This is a genomic window from Streptomyces sp. NPDC054849 (genome assembly GCF_053610945.1).
In genome coordinates this window covers 26,175-44,311 of sequence record NZ_JBSGZI010000065.1, presented here as the reverse complement: position 1 = coordinate 44,311, position 18,137 = coordinate 26,175, and the positions used below count along the sequence as shown (strand labels likewise).

The following is an 18,137-nucleotide window of genomic DNA, read 5'->3' as shown; positions in this document are numbered from 1 at the left end:
GTCCGGTGCCGTGCCCGGCAAGGCGGAGGGGCGCCCGTGTACTGGACGTACTCGGGCGCCCCGACGACGCGGCCGGGTGCGGTGCCGGGCGTCGCGGGCCCGGCAAGATCCGGAAGAGACGGCCCAGGATGCGGCTACCCCGGCAGCGGTGTCCGCGCGTAGGCGCCGGAGAGCAGATGGCCCGCCCCCGGGGCCACGGCGTCCAGGTCCAGGGCCCGGAGCATCTGGTGGGCGGTGCAGACCGCCGCGGACACGACCGGCTTGCCCAGCAGCTGTTCGGCCTCCTCGATGGCGCCCAGCGACGGCATCTGCACGCAGGCCGAGAGCACCACCGCGTCCGCGTCGGCGTAGTCGAGGGCTCGCGCGAGACCCGGCAGCCGGGCCGGATCGTGGGCGGCGACCTCCAGGTTGTCCGGGATTTCGAGGGCCTGGTGGTCGAGGACCTCGATGCCCTCGTGCGTGAGGTAGTCCACGACGGTCTGCGTGAGCGGGCGCATGTAGGGGGCCAGCAGCGCGATCTTCCGGGCGCCGATGGTGTGCAGTCCGTGGACGAGCGCTCCGGCGCTCGTGACGACGGGGGCGGGCGCACCGTTCTCGGCGGTGCGGGTGTGCAGGCGCTGCTCCGAGGTCCGGTGGTAGCCGAGGCCCATGCTCATGATGGCGACCAGGCAGGCGTAGCCGAGTACGTCGACGTGCGCGTCGGAGAGTTCCACGGCGCAGCGGTCGGAGTCGGCGTCCATGGCCTTGAGCTGCTCGGGGGTCACGTGGGTCATGCGCATCCGGCTGGAATGGAACGTGAAGCGCTCGTCGGGTGCGACGGCGTGGCGGGCCCGGAGGATGGCGGGGACTTCGGTTTCCATGGTGACGTTGGAGCTCGGAACGATCTGGCCGATGCGGTAGGTGCGGGGTGACACGGGTACTCCTCAGCGGGCGTCGACGACGGGATTGGTCAGGGTGCCGATGCCTTCGACCGTGGCTTCGACGGTGTCACCGGGGTGCAGGAACTCGGGCGGGACCATGCCGGCGCCGACTCCGGAGGGCGAGCCCGTCGCGATGACGTCGCCGGGCTCCAGGGTCATGCCGGAGCTGATGTCGGCGATGAGGCGGGCGATGGGGAAGAGCATGTGCCGGGTGTTCGACTTCTGCTTGGTGACGCCGTTGACGCGCAGCGAGAGGTCCAGGGCCATGGGGTCGCGAATCTCGTCGCGGGTCACGATCACCGGGCCGAAGGGCGCGTAGGAGTCCTGCCCCTTGGAGAAGAACCACTGGCCGGACCGGCGCTGGTCGCGGGCGCTGATGTCGTTGAGGATGCTGAAGCCGAAGATGTGGTCGTACGCCTCCTCCTCGCTCACCCGGAAGGCGGTGCGGCCGATGACGACGGCGAGTTCGCACTCCCAGTCCAGCTGGGTGGTCAGGTCGGCGTTGTGCAGGATCGGCTGCCCGGGGCCGGTGACGGCGGTGGCGGGCTTGCCGAAGAGGACCGGGCGCGGCGGCAGGTCCTTGTCGGTGTCGAGGCTGCGGCTGGACTCCTCTACATGCTCGATGTAGTTGAGGCCGACCCCGATGATCTTGCCGGGGCGCAGCGGGGCGCGCAGGATCACATCGTCAGGCCGGTGGACGGCCCCGGCCGGCCGGCCGGCGGGGTCGGCGGCGAGCAGCCGCATGGCCGTCTCGCGGGCGGCGGGGCCGGACTGGACGAAGGAGAGCAGGTCGTGCGGGAGTCGTACGCCCGCGTGCTCGGCCAGGACCGCGAGGTCGAGGACGAGGCCGTCGGCCTCGACGCCGAGGCGCTCCGTGGCTCCGGGGGCTGCGGTGGCTCCTGTGGCTCCGGTGGCTCCGGTGGTGAAGGTCAGCATGCGCATGCTGGGGGCTCCTCGTGGGTCAGGCGGCGGTGACGGGCTGGTGCCCGCCGTGGTCGGCGTACGCCTCTTCCCGGTGGAAACCGAGCGAGCGCATGACGGGGAAGTCGTTGAAGGAGAAGAGGCAGGCGTCCTCGGCCTGGTCGAGATTGTGGTGCTCGTGCCAGGCCCAGGACGGGACGCAGAAGATGTCCCCCTGCTTCCACTCGAAGCGCCGTCCGCCGATGACGGAGACCCCGCGGCCCTTGGCGGCCGTGTAGATCACCGAGCCGGTGTGCCGGTGGGCGAGGGTGGCCTGGCCGGGGCGCAGCAACTGCATGTGAGCGCCCATGGTGGGCATGACCGGACCGCCCGTCACCGGGTTGGTGTACTCGGCGATGACCCCGTCGTACGGGGAGCCCTCGGTGGCCTGGGCGAGACCCAGCAGGGCCTCGTACGTGGGCTCCCAGGGATAGGCGAGCAGCGGCGAGTAGGGCCGGGTCCACGTGTCGGCTCCGTACGGCAACAGGTTCGCTCCGTAAGTCAGGACCGAGGAGTTGATGACCTTCCCCGGGGTCTGATACAGCTCGGGGTGGACCTCGTAGAACCCGGCGTCCAGGGCGTTGACCAGCGGGATGTCGAGTCCGTCCTGCCAGATGACCGGGGCGTCCTCGGCGTCGTTGCCGTGCTCGTGCCAGGTGCCGTTCGGGGTGATGGCGAAGTCGCGGGGGCCGACCTTCAGCTTCTGGCCGTCGACGATCGTCCAGGCTCCGGTGCCCTCGTGGACGAAGCGCAGGGCCGCCGCCTGGTGGCGGTGGGCGGTCATCGCCTCTCCGGGGCCCATGATCTGGAGCCCCGTGTAGAGCAGTCCGGCGGCGGCGCTGACGTCCTTGCGGCCCGGGTTGACGAGCATGACGACCCGGCGGCCGGCATCGTCGCCCTTGACGAGGCCGAGGGCCTTGTGGACCAGGGGGCGCAGCTCGTCGTAGCGCCACAGCATGGGCACGGAGCGGGGCTGCGGGTACCAGGGCTCGATGTCGTTGGCGACGGTCCACAGGGCCCCCGCGTCCAGGGCGCCGAGCTCTTCGTAGTACGCGGTGAGTTCGGGGGTGTCGGACACCCGGGCGCGGCCGAGCATCGTGTCGTCCTGCTCGATGGTCATACGTCCTCCTCAGGGGTGGCGGCGGTGGGGGCGGTGGTTGCGAGGGGCGTGGGGGGCGCGAAGGGTGTGGGAGGCGCGAGGGGCGCGGTGAAGGTCACCGGCCGCCGGGGCCGGTTGTCCACTTCGAGGCGGAAGACGTCGAAGCGGTTGTAGTGGCCGACGATGTCGTGCATCTGCTTGGGCTGGATGCACCGGGCGAGGTCGATCTCGCCGTAGACGATTCCCTCGTCGTCGACGAGGGGTTCGGTGACCGGGCGTCCGTCGGGGCCGAAGATCCCGGAGAGGGCGCTGCGCGGACGGGTGAACTGCGCGCGAAGCTCCTCGTCGTCCCCGGCCAGGGTGTCCACGATCTCCGGGGAGATGGTGGAGCAGGCGACGACGGAGAAGACCTTGCCCTCGAAGCTGTGGGCGGCGGTGCGGACGGCGATCGCGTCGGCCATGTCGTAGTCGGCGGGTGCGACGGGCAGGGCGATGTAGCAGGAGGCGTGGACGAGTTCGCCCTGGGCCAGGAGGGTGAAGCGGGCCAGGGTGTTGGTGTTCTCGCCGCAGGCCAGTGCGCCGAGAGGCCCGATCGGGGTGGGGTGGACGACGAGGGAGCTGCCGTCACCGCCGGTCCAGGTGAGTTTCTCGGCCCAGGTCGGCACGAGTTTGCGGTGGACGCCGAGGAGTGCGCCGTCGGGTCCGATGGTGAGCAGGGTGTTGTAGAGGACCCCGAGGCTGTGCGGCGCGCGCTCGTTGACCCCGATGACCAGGACGATGCCGTGCTGTCGGGCCGCCGCGCGCAGGGCGTCGACGTGTGGGCCGGGGATGTCGACGGAGGAGCGCTGGAGCCGTTCGAACCAGGGGGATCCCTGGACGGGGTTCATGGTCCAGTTCCAGTAGGGGTAGCCGGGGACGAACGCCTCGGGGAAGACGACGAGTGCGGCTCCGTTGTCCGCGGCCTCGGCGATCAGGGCGACGGCCTTGGCCACGGTGGCGGCGGGGTCGAGGTAGACGGGTGCGGCCTGGACGGCCGCCGCCGTGAACCGGGGCAGGTCCTCCCCGCCCGTGTCCCTGTCGGTGTACATGGGCACCTCCGGCTATCGGTGGGCGGGGGCGGCGGCGCGGGGCAGCCAGCGCCGGTGGACGGACGCGGCGGGCTGCCGCAGCAGCTCGAGGCGGGGCGGGATCCGGTCGGTCCGGGCCGACGGGGGCCGGCCGCTGCCCGCCCGCCAGGCGCGCGCCCAGGGTGCGGCCGGGCCCTGGTAGCCCTGGGCGGCGGCCGCGTGCAGGGTCCACAGGGGGTCGTGGAGCTGGGCGCGGCCGACACCGAACAGGTCCGCCCGGCCGGCCAGGATGATCGAGTTGACGTCGTCGTAGGTGGAGATCGCGCCGACGGCGATGGTGGGGACGCCGGTGGCGTTGCGGATGAGGTCGGCGTACGGGGTCTGGTAGCTGCGGCCGTAGCGGGGCCGCTCGTGGGCGACGACCTCGCCGGTGGAGACGTCGACCGCGTCGGCGCCGGCCTCGGCGAGCGCGCGGGCGATGGTGACCGCGTCGGCCTCGCTGGTGCCGCCCTCGGCCCAGTCGGCGGCTGAGATCCGTACGATCAGGGCCTTGCCGGCCGGCCACACCTCGCGGACCGCACGCAGCACTTCGAGCGGAAGCCGTAGCCGGCCGTCGAGATCGCCGCCGTACTCGTCGGTCCGCAGATTGGTCAGCGGTGACAGGAAGCCGGAGAGCAAGTGGCCGTGTCCGTACTGGAGTTCCAGCGCGTCGAAGCCCGCCTGGTCGGCGCGCCGGGCCGCACGGGCGAAGTCCCCTACGACGGCGTCCCTATCGGCCCGGTCGGCCTCGCGCGGTACCGGGCTCCGCTCGTCCCAGGCCAGGGCCGAAGCGGCGATCCGCTGTCCGTCGCGGGCGGCGGCGGCGCGGCGGCCGGCGTGCGTGAGCTGGATGCCGAGGCAGGTGTCGGACTGACCGTGGACGAAGTCGGTGATGCGCCGCCAGGCCGCCTCCTGCTCGTCGGTCCACAGCCCGGGGCAGCCGGGGGTGGCCCGGCCGTCGGCGCTGACGGCCGTCATCCCGGCGAGGACCAGGCCGGCGCCGCCGAGGGCCTGTGTGCTGAGGTGGACGAGGTCGAAGTCGCCGGGGACGCCGTCGCGCGCGGTGTGCAGGGCGGTGGGCGGGACGACGACCCGGTTGCGCAGCAGCAGTCCGCCGAGCGGGTAGGGACGGAACATGGGCGGGACGGCCGAGGAGCGGTTGACCGCACTGGTGAAGCCCTCGTCGCGCAGGCGCAGGTTGTCGTAGGTGACCCGGCGACTGCGGGTGAGGAGGTTGAAGGCGAACTGGTGCGGGTCCTGGCCGGTGTACCGGTCGATGTGCTCGAACCACTCCAGGCTGGCTTGCGCCGCACGCTGGGTGGACTCCACCACGGGCCTGCGCTCGTCCTCGTACGCGGCGAGCGCGGTCGGCACGTCCGGGTGTTCGTGCAGGCTGGCGGCGAGGACCAGGGCGTCCTCCATCGCGAGCTTGGTGCCGGATCCGATGGAGAAGTGCGCGGTGTGGGCCGCGTCTCCGAGGAGGACCACGTTGTCGTGCCGCCAGGTGCGGTTGCGGACGGTGGTGAAACGGAGCCACTTGGAGTTGTTGGGGATGAGCCGGTGGCCGTCGAGGTGGCCTGCGAGGAGTTCCTCGCAGCGCCGGATGCTCTCCTCGTCGCTCGTGCCCGGCGGATGGTGTCGGCCGGCGAACTCCTCGAAGCCGGCGCGTCGCCACGCCTCCTCCTCCATTTCCACGATGAAGGTGGAGCGGGTGGCGTCGTAGGGGTAGGCGTGCACCTGGAGGGTGCCGAAGTCCTGCTCGTCGACGATGAAGGTGAAGGCTTCGAAGACCTTGTCCGTGCCGAGCCACATGTAGCGGCCGGAGCGCTCGTCGAGGTCGGTGCCGAAGGTCTCGGCGTAGGCGGCGCGGGTGGCCGACCGTACGCCGTCGCAGGCCACCACCAGGTCGTAGGAGGCGGCGAGTTCGGCGGCGGGCGGGGCCTCGGTGCGGTAGCGGACGTCCACCGCCAGGGCGGCGCAGCGCTCCTGGAGGATCCGCAGCAGGTGCCGGCGGCCGAGTGCGGCGAAGCCGTGGCCGCCGGAGGTGAGGGTGGAGCCCCGGTAGCGGACGTCGATGTCGGCCCAGCGGGCGAACTCCGCGGACATGGCGTCGTGGATCTCGCGGTCGGCCTGGGCGATGCCGTCGAGCGTCTCGTCGGAGAAGACGACCCCGAAGCCGAAGGTGTCGTCGGGGGCGTTGCGTTCCCAGACGGTGACCTCCCAGTGCGGGGAGAGCTGCTTGGTCAGGGCCGCGAAATACAGTCCGCCGGGCCCTCCTCCTATGACTGCGACGCGCACGGCGTACCTCCAGGTGATGCGGCGATGGTGAGTAGTTCGGGTGTCTGCGGCCCCGCCGTGCCCAACAGCTCGCGCACATCGGCGGGCCAGGGGGTCGACCCGGTCGCGTGGGCGGCCGAATGGGCGATGACCATGCGGCCGGTGGCCGCCTCCACGCCCTGTGCGCCGCGTACGGTGAAGGCGTAGTGCAGGGAGGCCGAGCCGACCTTGACGACCTTCAGCTCGGTGCGCACCGCCTCCCCGAACCACAGCCGTGCCCGGTAGTCGGCCTCGAAGTGGACCCGGGGCGTGCTCCCGAACAGGTGGGACAGGCCCAGGCGGTGGAGCAGGACGGCCTCGGCCGCCTCGACCCAGCGCACGACGGTGGAGTGGTGGTAGTGCCCGGCTGCATCGGTGTCGGTCCACTCGACGCGGCGTTCGACGACGATGCTGGGCGGCTCGGGCGATCTGACCGGCGTGGTGGGCGGCTCGGGCGATGTGACCGGCGCGGTGGGCGGCTCGGGCCGTGTGACCGGCGCGGTGGCGGGCGGCTCCGACGGCGGCGCTGACGGCAGCGTGGCAGGCCCGTTGGCGAGGCCGGTGGCAGGCCTGGTGACGGGACCGGCCGCTGTGGCCGGTCCGGCGGGTGACGCGTCCACGCGAGCGCGGGCGCGCTCGCGCAGTTCGCCGCGCCGCAGCTTTCCGGTGCCGGTCCGCGGGAGTTCCGTGACGAACTCCACGGCACGCGGGTACTTGTACGGGGCGATGGTCCGTTTGACGTGTGCCTGGAGCTCGCGGACGGTCGCCTCGGAAGGCGGGACGCCGGCGCCCAGGACGACGTAGGCCTTGACCAGCATGCCGCGCCGCTCGTCCGGGGCTCCGACGACCGCGCACTCCTCGACGTGGGGGTGTGCGGCGAGGGCCTTCTCGACCTCGGGGCCCGCGATGTTGTAGCCGGAGGAGACGATCATGTCGTCGCTGCGGGCTACGTACCAGAAGTAGCCCTCCGCATCGCGGACGTAGGTGTCGCCGGTGATGTTCCAACCGTTCCTGACGTACGAGGTCTGGCGCGGGTCCGCCAGGTAGCGGCAGCCGGTGGGTCCCGTGACCGCGAGCAGGCCGGGCTGCCCGTCGGGGACGGGGTCGCCGTGCTCGTCGACCACGGCGGCGCGGTAACCGGGAACGGGGCGGCCGGTGGATCCGGGCCGGATGTCCTCGTCGGCCGCCGAGATGAAGACGTGGAGCATCTCGGTGGCGCCGATGCCGTCGATGATGCGCAGGCCGGTGGCGGCGTGGAACTCGTGCCACACCGCGGCCGGGAGCGGTTCTCCGGCGGACACGCAGCGGCGCAGCCCGGCCAGCCGGTCCGCCGCCCCCGCCTCCATGATCGCGCGGTAGGCCGTGGGCGCGGTGAAGAGCACGGTCACCCCGTGGGCCGCGACGAGTTCGGCCAGTTGCAGCGGGGCCGCCTGCTCGATCAGCAGGGTCGCGGCCCCGACGTGGAGGGGGAAGACCACCAGCCCGCCGAGCCCGAAGGTGAAGGCGAGGGGCGGTGTGCCGGTGAAGACGTCGTCCGGGCGGGGTTTGAGTACGTGCCGCGAGAACGTGTCGGCGTTGGCCAGGACGTCGCGGTGGAAGTGCAGGGTCGCCTTGGGACGGCCCGTCGTACCGGAGGTGAAGGCGATCAGCGCCACGTCGTCCGCGGCCGTGACCACGGTGGCGAACCGGCCGTCCTTCGCCGCGCAGCGCGCGGTCAGGTCCGTCGGTCCGGGGCCCCCGTAGGTGAGGACCGGCAGATCGGGCAGGTCCGGCAGGCCGGGCCGGCGGATGGTGTCGAGTTCCTCGGCGTAGCGGTGGTCGCACACGGCGACCGTGGGCCGGCTGATGTCGGTGAGTTCGGCGAGTTCGGTGGCGCGCAGCAGCGGCATGGTGGTGACGGCGACGCCGCCGGCCTTCAGCACGCCGAACCACGCGGCGACCAGCCAGGGGTTGTTCGGTCCGCGCAGCAGGACGCGGTTGCCGGGCCGGAGGCCGAAGTCCTCGGTGAGGACCTGGGCCACCTGGTTGGCCCGGTGTTGCAGTTCGCCGTAGGTCCAGCGCTCGGTCGGGGTGAGCAGACAGGGGCGGTCGGGGCCGTGGAGTTCGACGGCGTCGTCGAGCAGGCGCCCAGCGCAGTTGAGCCGGTCCGGATAGTCCAACTCCGGTATTTCGAAGCGGAGTTCGGGCCATAGGGGAAAGGGCGGCAGCCGGTCCCGACAGAAGGAATCGGCATGCGCGGAAGGGGAGAGCTCCATGGGGCGGCACCTCAATCAGGGAGCAGCGGGGAGATGGGAGCAAGGTATGTCGAATATTTGCCGTCCGTCAACATCCCGCGATATCCGGCGAGACGGAGCACCCTCTCCGGAGACCGCCCGGCACCCCCGTCCGCGCTCAGACCATGGGAATGCGCAGCCGGACGGACTTTCCGAACTCGTGCGCCATGACGGAGAGTTCACCGCCCAGCTCGGCCGTCAGCAGCTGCACGAGCAGCAGTCCGCGTCCGTCCTCGGATTCCGGGTCGATCTCGGCCCGGGGGGCGGGCAGCCGCGGCAGCCCGGCGCCCTGGTCGGCGACCTCCAGTCGGAGCCAGCCGCCACCGGCGGCCATCCCGACCCGCATGCGACCGGTGCCCGCATGCCGGACGACGTTGCCGACGAGTTCACTGACGGCCAGCAGCAGGACGTCCACCGCCCCACAGGGGACCCGCCAGTCTTCGAGCGTGACGCGCACACGGCCTCTGACCTGCGGAACGTCTGCGGCGATGGGGTCGGTGACCCAGTGGGCGAAACTCCGCACGGCGGGAATCGCGGAACTGCCGGTGATGGTGAGCATGACGTGCTCCCGGAGGGGGAAGGCGGCGCGCCGCTGGGGTAGCTCGTGTCACTGATCCTGAAGATGGATCGCCTGTGGGCTTGTCGTCAGCGGAAATGCGTCGCTAGAGTCTTTGATTACACGTGTAACACGCTACGCCTCGCCCGGCGGCTCGCGCAAGCATTTCGGACAAAGGACGCGAAGCCTGCATCCGACCCCGCCGGTACCCCGCCGCATTGGAAGGGCCGCAATGACGCAATCCCCCCCGGCCGCGTTCGACATCGCCGACATGACCTGGCCGCCTCCGCCGTACCAGTCCCCCGTACCCCCCGTGACCGGCGCGGACGGAGTGCGCTGCTTCGAGGGGGTCACCTACGCGACCACGCCCGGCTATCGCCCCCGGCTGCTCGACGTCCAGGTGCCCGCCGGCGAAGGACCGTTCCCCGCGGTCGTCTGGATCCACGGCGGTGGCTGGCTGGAGGGCGACCGCCGCTACCCGCCGCCGACCGTACCCGCCGCCCTGCTGCACGGGACGGTGCTGGCGGCCGGGCTCGCGCTCGTCTCCATCGACTACCGGCACAGCCTCGAAGCACCCTTCCCGGCCCAGCTGCACGACGTGAAGGCCGCGATCCGCTACGTCCGCTCGTTCGCCGGCGTCCTCGGCATCGACCCGGACCGGATCGGCGTCTGGGGCGAGTCGGCGGGCGGACACCTGGCCGCACTCGCCGGCCTCACCGGCCCGGACGGCCCGGGGGGCGCGGCCCTCGAGGGCACGCAGGGTGTCGGCTCGGGCGAGACCGGGGTCCTCGCGGTCGTCGACTGGTACGGCGTCTCCGACCTGGTCGCGCTGGCCGGCCACCCCATGCCGGCCATGGCCTCAGGCATGGAGTTCCCCGACCCCTACAAGGCCCTGCTCGGCGCATCGGTGGCCGAGCGCCCGGAGTGGGCGCGGGCCGCGAGCCCGGTGACGTACGCCGAGGGCTCGAACCCGCCGCCGTTCCTGCTCGTGCACGGGACGCGGGACGGCCTGGTTCCCTACAGCCAGAGCGAGGTACTCGCCGCGGCGCTGAAGAGTGCCGGGGGCGAGGTCGTCCTGCAGCCCGTGGAGGGCGCGGACCACATCTTCCTCGGCTCCCAGGACATCGCGGCGATCGTCGAGGAGAGCGTCGCCTTCCTGACGAGGCACCTCGGGGGTGCCTCGCAGGCCGGGCCGGACGGGGGACGGGAACCGGGCGGCGCGAACCCGGCCTGATCCGGGTGACACCCCTCCGCGCGGAGCCCGGCCCCCGGTCCCGCGCGGCAGGACACCCTTCGCGCGGAGCCTCGCCACCGGTCCCGCGTCCCGTTCCGTCGCCGGGGGCGCGGCCCGGCCGCGCCCCCGCGTTCCCCCCTCCAGAGCACACACGGCCGCGGGCACTCCCGCGGCTGCGAGAGGCAGTCGGCCATGTCCACCCTTCCCGCCCCCACTCCCTTCGACAGACCCGACAGACCCGACAGACCCGGCGGATCCGAGGACCCCGCCGGATTTGAGGAAGCCGCCGGATCCGAGGAAGCCCTCAGATCCGGCGGATCCCGCAGGAGCGAGCGCCGTGCCAGGTCCGAGGCGGCCCGCGGCCCGGGCCGCCTCCTTGCGGGTCTCCTGCTCATCGGGGCCGCCGTACTGTCGGCCCTCGTCGTCCGCTCCGACATCGCGGATCCGCCCTTCCAGGGACTGGACGACCGCTGGCTGGTCTGGATGGGCGGCCCCCACACGGGGCTCCCCCAGGCCGCCGCCGCCATCCTGGACTGGTTCGGCGGCCCGGTCGGCGCGCTCATCCCGCTCTCCCTGCTGATCCTGCTGCTCATCCGCAGGCGCTGGGCTTCGGCCGGCTTCCTGCTCACGGTGTACCTCGGCGGCAACATGCTCGTCGTGCAGGGGCTCAAGCACCTGGTGGACCGGCCGCGCCCGGCCGATCCGCTGGTCCGCGTCGACCACGGCTCGTTCCCGTCCGGACACGCGGCCACGGCGGCGCTCCTCGTCATCGTCGTCGGGGCGCTGCTGGTCCCGGCCGCCCGGCGGCGGGCGTGGTGGCTCGGGGGCACGGTGTTCACGCTGGCCATGATGTGGAGCCGTACCTGGCTGCACGCGCACTGGCTCAGCGACACCGTGGCCGGGGCCGCCGCGGGCGCGGGAGCAGGTCTGCTGGTGTGGTGGCTCTTCCACCCGGCACTGACACGGGAAGGCATACGGACCCACGACCACCGCGCCCACGACCGTCGGGGGGCGGCCGCGCGTGCCGGTGCGGCGGTGACCGACGGCGGCTGACGACCGACCGCGGTCCGAGCCGCCCGGGGGCCCGGGGGACGACCTGTCCCCCCGGGCCCTCGGCAGGACGATGCGTGCCCGGCCCTCAGGAGGACAGACGCGGGACCAGCACGGCTTCCACGGCCTGGACCGGCGCCGCCGTCCCCGTCTCGATCAGCTCGTGCACGGCGTCGGCGATCTGGGCGGCCGACGGCATGTCGAGCCGGACCGTGGTCAGCGCGGGCTGCTGGAGCGCGGAGAGGACGAGGTCGTCGCAGCCGACGAGGGCGACCTCGTCCGGTACGGCGATGCCCTCGGCCTGCAACGCGTGCAGCAGCAACGCCGCGTACTCGTCGTTGTACGTGAAGACGGCGTCCAGGCCGAGGCTCCGCCAGCGCCGGGCGAGCGCCGCCGCGGACTCGCGGGTGTAGGCCAGCTCCACCGGGGTGACGGTCGCCATGTGCCGGGCGGCGACCGATTCGGCGCCGGCGAGGCGCGGACGGGCGAGGGTGCCGAGGCCGCGCTCCTGGGGCATGACCACGCCGATCCTGGTCCGGCCGCGCGCGATGAGGTGCTCGGCGGCGGTGGCGCCGATGTGGGTGTGGTCGAAGTTGATGGTGTGCACGCCCTCGACGGGGTGGGCCGCGAAGGCCAGCAGGCCGCGCACGCCGGCGCGGCCCAGTACCTCGGCGGCCTGGGCGGTGAAGCGGTCGCCGTCCAGTGCGACGACGGCCGCGGGGCGCAGTTCGGCCCAGGCCCGGGCGGCGTCGACGGGGTCGGCGAAGCGGCCGGCGTGCAGCACGGCCGTGTAGCCGAACCGGTCGAGCTCGCTGTGCAGGTCGTCGACCCAGTCGCTGACGAGGCGGCCGACCGCGGAGATCGACGCGGGCATCAGGACGAGGTTGCTGCGGCCGGCGCGCAGGGACCGGGCGGCGGCGTGGGGTACATAGCCGAGTTGCCTGGCGGCGTCGAGGACCCGGGCGCGGGTGCCCGCGCTGACCCGGTGGCCCTGCGTGTCGTTCAGGACGAAGGACACCGTGGCGCGCGAGACCCCGGCGAGGCGGGCCACGTCGGCGCTGGTGACGGATGCGGGGACGTGTGTGTCTTTGGCCATGACGTCCCTCGACGCTCCTTCTGCTCGGGTTGCTGCCCGGCTGCTGTTCGGATGCTCCTTCCCTTCCAGGTTACACGAGTTAAATCAGGGGAGCGGAAGTGTGCGCAGACGTGCGCGCCGGGCCGTGCAGCAGGCGGGAGGCGCCCGCGAGGTCGTCGAGGGCCGTCACGACCGAGTCGAAGCGCATCGTGGTGCGCGACTGCGTGTCGTAGCGCCGCCACTGCGGCAGGTCCGGATGGTTCGGGTCGCCGGTGCGGACGAAGGCGATCCACGCCCGGTGCATGGCATAGGCGAGGCCGTCACGGACGGCGGGACGGAGCCCGGCCAGGAAGGGTGCGTGCGCCCACTGGTCGAAGTTGTCGAAGACGAAGGGGAGTTCGAGGCAGTGCGCGGCGCCGAGACGGCCCTCGTACGCGGGCGTGGGAAGGTCGAACTGGTAGGCCCACACCGGGCTGCCCGCCTCGGCCCTGGCCTCGGCCAGCCGGACGCCGGGCACCCGGAAGAGCTCGTCCGTGATGAGGTCCATCAAAACGTCGGCCGGCCCGGCGCCGGGCCTGGCGCGCTCGTACGCCGCGTACACCTCGGCCGCGACCGCGCTTCCGAACGTGTCCGCGATGCGGTCGGTCACCTGCTCCCTGGTGGCTGCGGCGTACCCCTCGTCGAGGGCGAAACCGAAGGCCGCCTCCTCCCGCGTCCAGCCGATCATGACGTCGATGCCGGTCGCCGCTCCGTCCAGCAGGGCCTGCGCCGGGTGGCTGCTGAGGGTGACCCCGTCGATCACGGGCAGGAAGGGCGTGGGCCAGTACCCCCACCGCATGGTCTGCGCGAACAGTCCGGCGCCCGCGCCGATCAGCTCCTGCCAGGGCAGCGTGCGCAGTTCCGCCAGGTCCTTGGCGCCCGTCAGCTCGAGATAGGCGGCGGTGCGCTCCAGGTACGCCTCGGGATCGGGGAGGTCCAGGCCGAAGGGCGGGCTCTGCAGGATCACCCGCCGGATCAGGCCCTGGGCCTGCGGATGGCCGGCGAGCGCGGCGGTGGAGACGGCGCCGCCCGACTGGCCGGCGACCGTGATGCAGTCCGGGTCGCCGCCGAAGGAGGCGATGTTCTCCCCCACCCAGCGCAGGGCGGCGAGCTGGTCGGTGAGCCAGTGGTTGCCCGCCTCGCCGTCCTCCCCGGTGTACAGGTAACCGAGCGGCCCGATGCGGTAGTTGATGCCGACGACCACGAGGTCGCCGTCGCGCGCGAAGGTCTCCCCCGAGTAGCCGGGCAGGGAGCCGGAGCCCGACACGAAGCCGCCGCCGTGGATCCAGACGAGCACCGGTCGGCGGGCACCGTCGACGGCGGGGGTCCAGAGGTTGAGGGTCAGACAGTCCTCGTCGAAGGGGGGCGATCCGTGCCCACCGAGCACGGGGTCGCCGCCTTCCCGGTACATCTGCGGGGCGCTCGGGCCGTCAGCGGTGGCGTCCCGCGTACCGCTCCACCCGGCGTGCGGCTGCGCGGGTCTCCAGCGCAGGTCACCGATCGGTGGTGCGGCGTAGGGCACGGCACGGAAGACGGTGACACCGCCCTCGGTCGAGCCGTGCAGACGCCCGGCGGGGAGATCCACCATCGTCTGGTCCTGACCTGGGGAGTGGGGCATGAGCCGTTCCTTCCTGTGGGATGCGCGCCGACAGCTGAGACTATGGCGTGAAATTGTCGGTCGTCAACACATCGCAATACAGGCGCGAGTTCGGGGACCGCTCTCACAGCCACAGGCTGTCCGAGGCCATGCGCTCCGCTTCCGTCTCCAGGAGCGGCGCGAAGGCCCGCCACAGCACCAAACAGACTCCGGCGCCGAGGACGACACCGGCGAGGGTGTCGCTGAGCCACTGGGCGTGCAGCCAGGTCCGGCTCCCCATCATGGCGAGGACGTACGCGGCGCCGAACGCCCACCACCAGCGTCGCGCACGCGGCGGGAACACCACCACCGCAGCCACGATCACGAGCGTCACCGCGCTGAAGACCTGGCCGGAGGGGTACGAGCCGTCGTTGACCAGGACCCACGGGTGCGGCGGGCGCGGGCGGTCCGCCAGTTGCTTGAGGGGCAGGAGCACGACGACGTTGGCGGCTACGGCCGCCGCGAAGACGAACAACCCTGACCGCCAGCGCCCGTACACACAGAGGCAGCCGATCAGCAGGAGCGGCAGGACCATGCCGAGCGGGCCGCCGAGCCGGTCGAGGACGATGGCGAACCCGCCGAGCCCGTCGGATCCGTCGGATGCCGCGGCGGAGGAGTCGTTCACGGCGGCCGCCCAGCGGTCGTCCTGATCCTGGAAGAACGGCTGGGGGTCCAGCCGGAGCATGAGCCCCACCAGCAGCGACAGGAGCAGGAGGCCGATCCCGAGGGCGAGCGCATGGCGCGGCGGGGCGGCCGGCAGGTGGTGCCGGGGCGGGCGGGCCCGGCGATGCGGGCGGGGCGGCGGCACGAGGGAGGACGAGGGGAACATGGCGGGCCTTTCACGGTCGTCTCCCCAGGCGGTGGGGGCACACGGAGAGCAGGCACGGAAGCGGGAACGACGTACGCGAGCGAACGGGAGATCCGAGCACCAGGGAGCGGAGGGCGCAGGGAGCGGAAATGCGGCGGGGACAAAACCACGGGGGTTGGAACGCGGCGGGGAGCGGAACCACGCCGCATCAAACGCGGCGGAGGTCGGAACGCGGCGGGCAGCACGCGGACCGGGGGGAACCGACCGGCGTCGCCGGCGCAGGGACACCCTTCGGCGGCGGGGTCGTCGCGGTGCGGCACGGAGTATTGCCGATGCGTGACGGCCGCCACAAGTGCAAGAGGATTTTTCGACACATCAGCCCTGGACAGTGGCCTCCGCCCGGTGGTTACACGTCATGGCACATCGGCTTGGACGTCGGTCACGATCTGCACAACGACCCGACGCAGGGCCTGGCGGAGCCCGGAAATGGGTGCTACACAGTCTCCAGCGCACTTGGTGACACGTGTAACAACATCAAGTAGGTCCGCGTTCGGCCGCCGCACCTCCCGGTGACGACGCCGCCCGGCGTCCGCTCGCGAGCGCCCCTCTCCCCCACGCACGCCACCTCCCCGCTCCGTCCCCCGAGGAGTCGTCATGGCCACGCACGAAGTAGCCGATCCGCCCGTCCCCCCGATTCCGGAACCCGCCCGCCAGCGTGGACTCCTGCCCCTGCTGCTGGTCGCCAACTCCGCGATGATGGCGGTCTACATGGGTGTCGGCTCCGTGCTGCTGCCCACGCAGATCGCCGCGATCGCCCCCGATGACAAGGTCGCCGTCCTGGGCCTGATCGGCGGCATCAGCGCGATCTTCGCCACCGCCTTCAATCCGATCGCCGGCGCCCTCTCCGACCGCAGCGGGCGCCGCAACCCCTGGATCCTGGGGGGCGCCCTGGCCTCTCTCGCCGGCCTGGCCTTCCTCGGCAGTGTGGCCACCGCACTGCTCGTCGGCATCGGCTGGTGCCTGATCCAGGCCACCATGAACGTCTACCAGGCCGCGGTCACCGCGATCGTGCCCGACCGGGTCCCCGCCACCCGCCGCGGCACCGCCTCCGCCCTGGTGGGACTCGGCCTGCCCATCGGCGGCACGGTGGGCGTGCTCATCGCCTCCCAGACCGCGGACCACCTGCGCACCGGCTACCTCGTCTTCGGTGCGATCGTCGCCGGAGCAGCGCTGCTGCTCACCGGCTTCTGCCGGGACGTCCCGCGCACCGGGCCCGCCGCCGCCGCGCCGGTCGCGCCGAAGCGGGCCCAATTGGCCGCATTCCTCTCGGCATTGGCCCATCACGACTTCCGGTGGGCCTTCATCGGCCGGGCCCTGATGGTCCTCGGCTACTTCTCCGTCATCGGCTACCAGCTGTACATCCTCGACGACCACATCGCGCTGCCCTCGGGTCTCACCCCGCCCGCCGCGATGGCCGTGCTCACCCCGGTGTCGATGGTCGCGATGGCCGTCTCCACCGTGCTGGGCGGTCTGCTGTCCGACCGCTGGAACCGCCGCAAGGTGTTCGTCGGCGTATCGGCCGCCCTCGCCGGGCTCGTCATGGTGGTCCCCGTGGTCAGCCCGACCTGGACCGGCATGCTCGTCTTCAGCGCGCTCAACGGCCTCGCCTTCGGCTGCTTCATGGCCGTCGACACCGCACTCGTCACCCTGGTCCTGCCGCGGGCCGAGGACGCCGCCCGCGACATGGGCGTCCTCAACATCGCGAATGCGGGACCGCAGATCATCGCACCCTTCGTGGCCTCGGCCGTCGTCACGGCACTGGGCGGCTACACCCCGCTCTTCCTGGCCGGCGGGGTCCTCTCCCTGATCGGCGCACTCGCCATCCTCCCGATCCGCAGCGTGCGCTGATCCCTCTTCCCCGGGCCCGTCCCGTCAGACCGGGCCCGGCCGAAACCCCGGCGGGCGCATGCCGAGGGTCACGCGCCCGCCGGTTCACCACCCCACTCACCCTCATCTCCCTCCCCTTTGAAGGAGCACTCTGTGAGACGCAAGCGAGTTCTGCCGCTGGCCGCCCTGATGCTGTGCACGCCGGCCCTGGCCGGTACGGCACCGGCGGTCGCCTCGCCGCAGACCGCGCCCGCCGGCCCGTTGCGGATCCTGCTCACCAACGACGACGGCTACAACGCGCCGGGCATCCGCAAGGCCTTCGACCGGCTGACCGCCGCCGGACACGACGTCACGATCGTCGCCCCGCTCACCAACCAGAGCGGCACCGGCACGAAGATGATGAACGCGCCCACGATCACGGTGAAGCACCCCGAGCCGAAGGTCTGGGCCGTCGACGGGACTCCGGGCGACTCCGTCGCCTTCGCACTGGCCGAGGTCTTCGCCGACGACGCCCCCGACCTGGTCGTCTCCGGCACCAACTTCGGCCCGAACGTCGCCGGGCTCGCCACCCACTCCGGTACGGTCGGCGGCGCCGTCACGGCGCTGGAGTCCGGCGTACCGGCCATCGCGTTGAGCACCGGTGGCCTGAGCGCACCCGACCCGGTCACGACGGTCAACGCCATGGGTCCCACGCTCGATTTCGCGGTCAAGCTGATCGACCGGCTGCGGGCGCGCGCCCGGTCCGGTCCGCTGCTGCCCGAGGGTGTCGGCCTGAACGTCAACCACCCGGTCGTCGGCGCGGACGGCAAGGGCAGGGCCGCCGGCGTGGCCGCGACCTTCCAGGATCCGCAGAACTTCCTCGTACCGGACTTCACCGACGCCGGCGACGGCACCTGGAAGGTGGGCGTGACGGTGGATCTGCAGCCCGCCGCCAAGGGCGGTGACGTCGAAGCCGTGAGCGCCGGCCGGATCGCCGTCAGCCCGATGAACCCCGACTGGAACACCGCCCCGGCGGACCACGCCGTGACGTCCGCCCTGCTCTCCGGGCTCCGCCCGTAGGACCCGCGCACCGGCCGGGGGCGGAGCGTCCGCACCACCGCCCCACCCCCGGCCGGCCGGGGCCCGGCACGACCCCGTACGACCGGCACGACCCCGCGAGACACGCACGACCTCGTACG

General features: G+C 72.5%; 14 protein-coding genes and 1 pseudogene. 4 read left to right on the top strand and 11 right to left on the bottom strand.

Features of this window, described 5'->3' with window-relative positions; translation table 11 throughout:
• Positions 1-134 precede the first annotated feature (134 nt).
• The 8 genes and pseudogenes from ACWGIF_RS25125 to ACWGIF_RS25090 form a co-directional block, all read right to left on the bottom strand.
• The gene (locus ACWGIF_RS25125; RefSeq protein WP_453500754.1) at positions 135-860 is read right to left on the bottom strand and encodes a maleate cis-trans isomerase family protein; all 726 of its coding nucleotides are present in this window, start codon (positions 858-860) and stop codon (positions 135-137) included.
• A gap of 63 nt (positions 861-923) precedes the next feature.
• Positions 924-1,862 carry a fumarylacetoacetate hydrolase family protein gene (locus ACWGIF_RS25120; protein ID WP_453500750.1) on the bottom strand — a complete coding sequence of 313 codons (939 nt, stop codon included), beginning with the start codon at positions 1,860-1,862 and terminating at the stop codon, positions 924-926.
• A 19-nt stretch (positions 1,863-1,881) separates the two neighbouring features.
• Positions 1,882-3,000: a cupin domain-containing protein gene (locus ACWGIF_RS25115; protein WP_453500749.1), complete on the bottom strand. Its 1,119-nt coding sequence runs from the start codon at positions 2,998-3,000 to the stop codon at positions 1,882-1,884.
• Positions 2,997-4,067, bottom strand: coding sequence for a carbon-nitrogen hydrolase family protein (locus ACWGIF_RS25110; protein ID WP_453500748.1), 1,071 nt, complete (start codon positions 4,065-4,067; stop codon positions 2,997-2,999). Before ACWGIF_RS25110 ends, ACWGIF_RS25115 begins: the two co-directional genes overlap by 4 nt.
• A 12-nt stretch (positions 4,068-4,079) precedes the next feature.
• Positions 4,080-6,383 carry an oxidoreductase gene (locus tag ACWGIF_RS25105; protein ID WP_453500747.1) on the bottom strand — a complete coding sequence of 768 codons (2,304 nt, stop codon included), beginning with the start codon at positions 6,381-6,383 and terminating at the stop codon, positions 4,080-4,082.
• The gene (locus tag ACWGIF_RS25100) at positions 6,365-7,045 is read right to left on the bottom strand and encodes a thioesterase family protein (RefSeq protein WP_453500753.1); all 681 of its coding nucleotides are present in this window, start codon (positions 7,043-7,045) and stop codon (positions 6,365-6,367) included. The genes ACWGIF_RS25105 and ACWGIF_RS25100 overlap by 19 nt, the downstream gene beginning before the upstream one ends.
• Positions 7,031-8,656: pseudogene (locus ACWGIF_RS25095) on the bottom strand (AMP-binding protein); the annotation flags it as partial. The pseudogene ACWGIF_RS25095 and the gene ACWGIF_RS25100, both read right to left, overlap by 15 nt.
• Before the next feature lie 136 nt (positions 8,657-8,792).
• A complete protein-coding gene (locus ACWGIF_RS25090) occupies positions 8,793-9,233 on the bottom strand; it encodes an ATP-binding protein (protein ID WP_453500746.1) in 441 nt (146 codons plus the stop codon).
• A 229-nt stretch (positions 9,234-9,462) separates the two neighbouring features.
• Between ACWGIF_RS25090 and ACWGIF_RS25085 the strand changes: the two genes are divergently transcribed.
• On the top strand, positions 9,463-10,464 hold the full coding sequence (locus tag ACWGIF_RS25085; protein ID WP_453500745.1) for an alpha/beta hydrolase fold domain-containing protein: 1,002 nt from the start codon (positions 9,463-9,465) through the stop codon (positions 10,462-10,464).
• A 192-nt stretch (positions 10,465-10,656) separates the two neighbouring features.
• Positions 10,657-11,517 (top strand): phosphatase PAP2 family protein, encoded by an 861-nt coding sequence (locus ACWGIF_RS25080; RefSeq protein ID WP_453500744.1) that lies wholly within the window; start codon positions 10,657-10,659, stop codon positions 11,515-11,517.
• Between the two features lie 85 nt (positions 11,518-11,602).
• Here ACWGIF_RS25080 and ACWGIF_RS25075 read toward each other — a convergent pair whose 3' ends face one another.
• The 3 genes from ACWGIF_RS25075 to ACWGIF_RS25065 form a co-directional block, all read right to left on the bottom strand.
• A complete protein-coding gene (locus ACWGIF_RS25075) occupies positions 11,603-12,610 on the bottom strand; it encodes a LacI family DNA-binding transcriptional regulator (protein ID WP_453500743.1) in 1,008 nt (335 codons plus the stop codon).
• Between the two features lie 79 nt (positions 12,611-12,689).
• Positions 12,690-14,246: a carboxylesterase/lipase family protein gene (locus ACWGIF_RS25070; RefSeq protein ID WP_453500742.1), complete on the bottom strand. Its 1,557-nt coding sequence runs from the start codon at positions 14,244-14,246 to the stop codon at positions 12,690-12,692.
• A gap of 103 nt (positions 14,247-14,349) precedes the next feature.
• The gene (locus ACWGIF_RS25065) at positions 14,350-15,093 is read right to left on the bottom strand and encodes a phosphatase PAP2 family protein (protein ID WP_453500741.1); all 744 of its coding nucleotides are present in this window, start codon (positions 15,091-15,093) and stop codon (positions 14,350-14,352) included.
• Between the two features lie 633 nt (positions 15,094-15,726).
• Here ACWGIF_RS25065 and ACWGIF_RS25060 point away from each other — a divergent pair.
• Positions 15,727-16,980: an MFS transporter gene (locus ACWGIF_RS25060; RefSeq protein ID WP_453500740.1), complete on the top strand. Its 1,254-nt coding sequence runs from the start codon at positions 15,727-15,729 to the stop codon at positions 16,978-16,980.
• A gap of 132 nt (positions 16,981-17,112) precedes the next feature.
• Positions 17,113-18,018 (top strand): 5'/3'-nucleotidase SurE, encoded by a 906-nt coding sequence (gene surE, locus ACWGIF_RS25055; RefSeq protein ID WP_453500739.1) that lies wholly within the window; start codon positions 17,113-17,115, stop codon positions 18,016-18,018.
• Positions 18,019-18,137 lie beyond the last annotated feature (119 nt).

What these genes read in the sequence shown, in the direction of transcription:
- ACWGIF_RS25125 (WP_453500754.1), bottom strand. Translation starts at nt 860, where the DNA reads ATGGAAACCGAAGTCCCCGCCATCCTCCGGGCCCGCCACGCCGTCGCA.
- ACWGIF_RS25120 (WP_453500750.1), bottom strand. Translation starts at nt 1,862, where the DNA reads ATGCGCATGCTGACCTTCACCACCGGAGCCACCGGAGCCACAGGAGCC.
- ACWGIF_RS25115 (WP_453500749.1), bottom strand. Translation starts at nt 3,000, where the DNA reads ATGACCATCGAGCAGGACGACACGATGCTCGGCCGCGCCCGGGTGTCC.
- ACWGIF_RS25110 (WP_453500748.1), bottom strand. Translation starts at nt 4,067, where the DNA reads ATGTACACCGACAGGGACACGGGCGGGGAGGACCTGCCCCGGTTCACG.
- ACWGIF_RS25090 (WP_453500746.1), bottom strand. Translation starts at nt 9,233, where the DNA reads ATGCTCACCATCACCGGCAGTTCCGCGATTCCCGCCGTGCGGAGTTTC.
- ACWGIF_RS25085 (WP_453500745.1), top strand. Translation starts at nt 9,463, where the DNA reads ATGACGCAATCCCCCCCGGCCGCGTTCGACATCGCCGACATGACCTGG.
- ACWGIF_RS25080 (WP_453500744.1), top strand. Translation starts at nt 10,657, where the DNA reads ATGTCCACCCTTCCCGCCCCCACTCCCTTCGACAGACCCGACAGACCC.
- ACWGIF_RS25075 (WP_453500743.1), bottom strand. Translation starts at nt 12,610, where the DNA reads ATGGCCAAAGACACACACGTCCCCGCATCCGTCACCAGCGCCGACGTG.
- ACWGIF_RS25070 (WP_453500742.1), bottom strand. Translation starts at nt 14,246, where the DNA reads ATGCCCCACTCCCCAGGTCAGGACCAGACGATGGTGGATCTCCCCGCC.
- ACWGIF_RS25065 (WP_453500741.1), bottom strand. Translation starts at nt 15,093, where the DNA reads ATGTTCCCCTCGTCCTCCCTCGTGCCGCCGCCCCGCCCGCATCGCCGG.
- ACWGIF_RS25060 (WP_453500740.1), top strand. Translation starts at nt 15,727, where the DNA reads ATGGCCACGCACGAAGTAGCCGATCCGCCCGTCCCCCCGATTCCGGAA.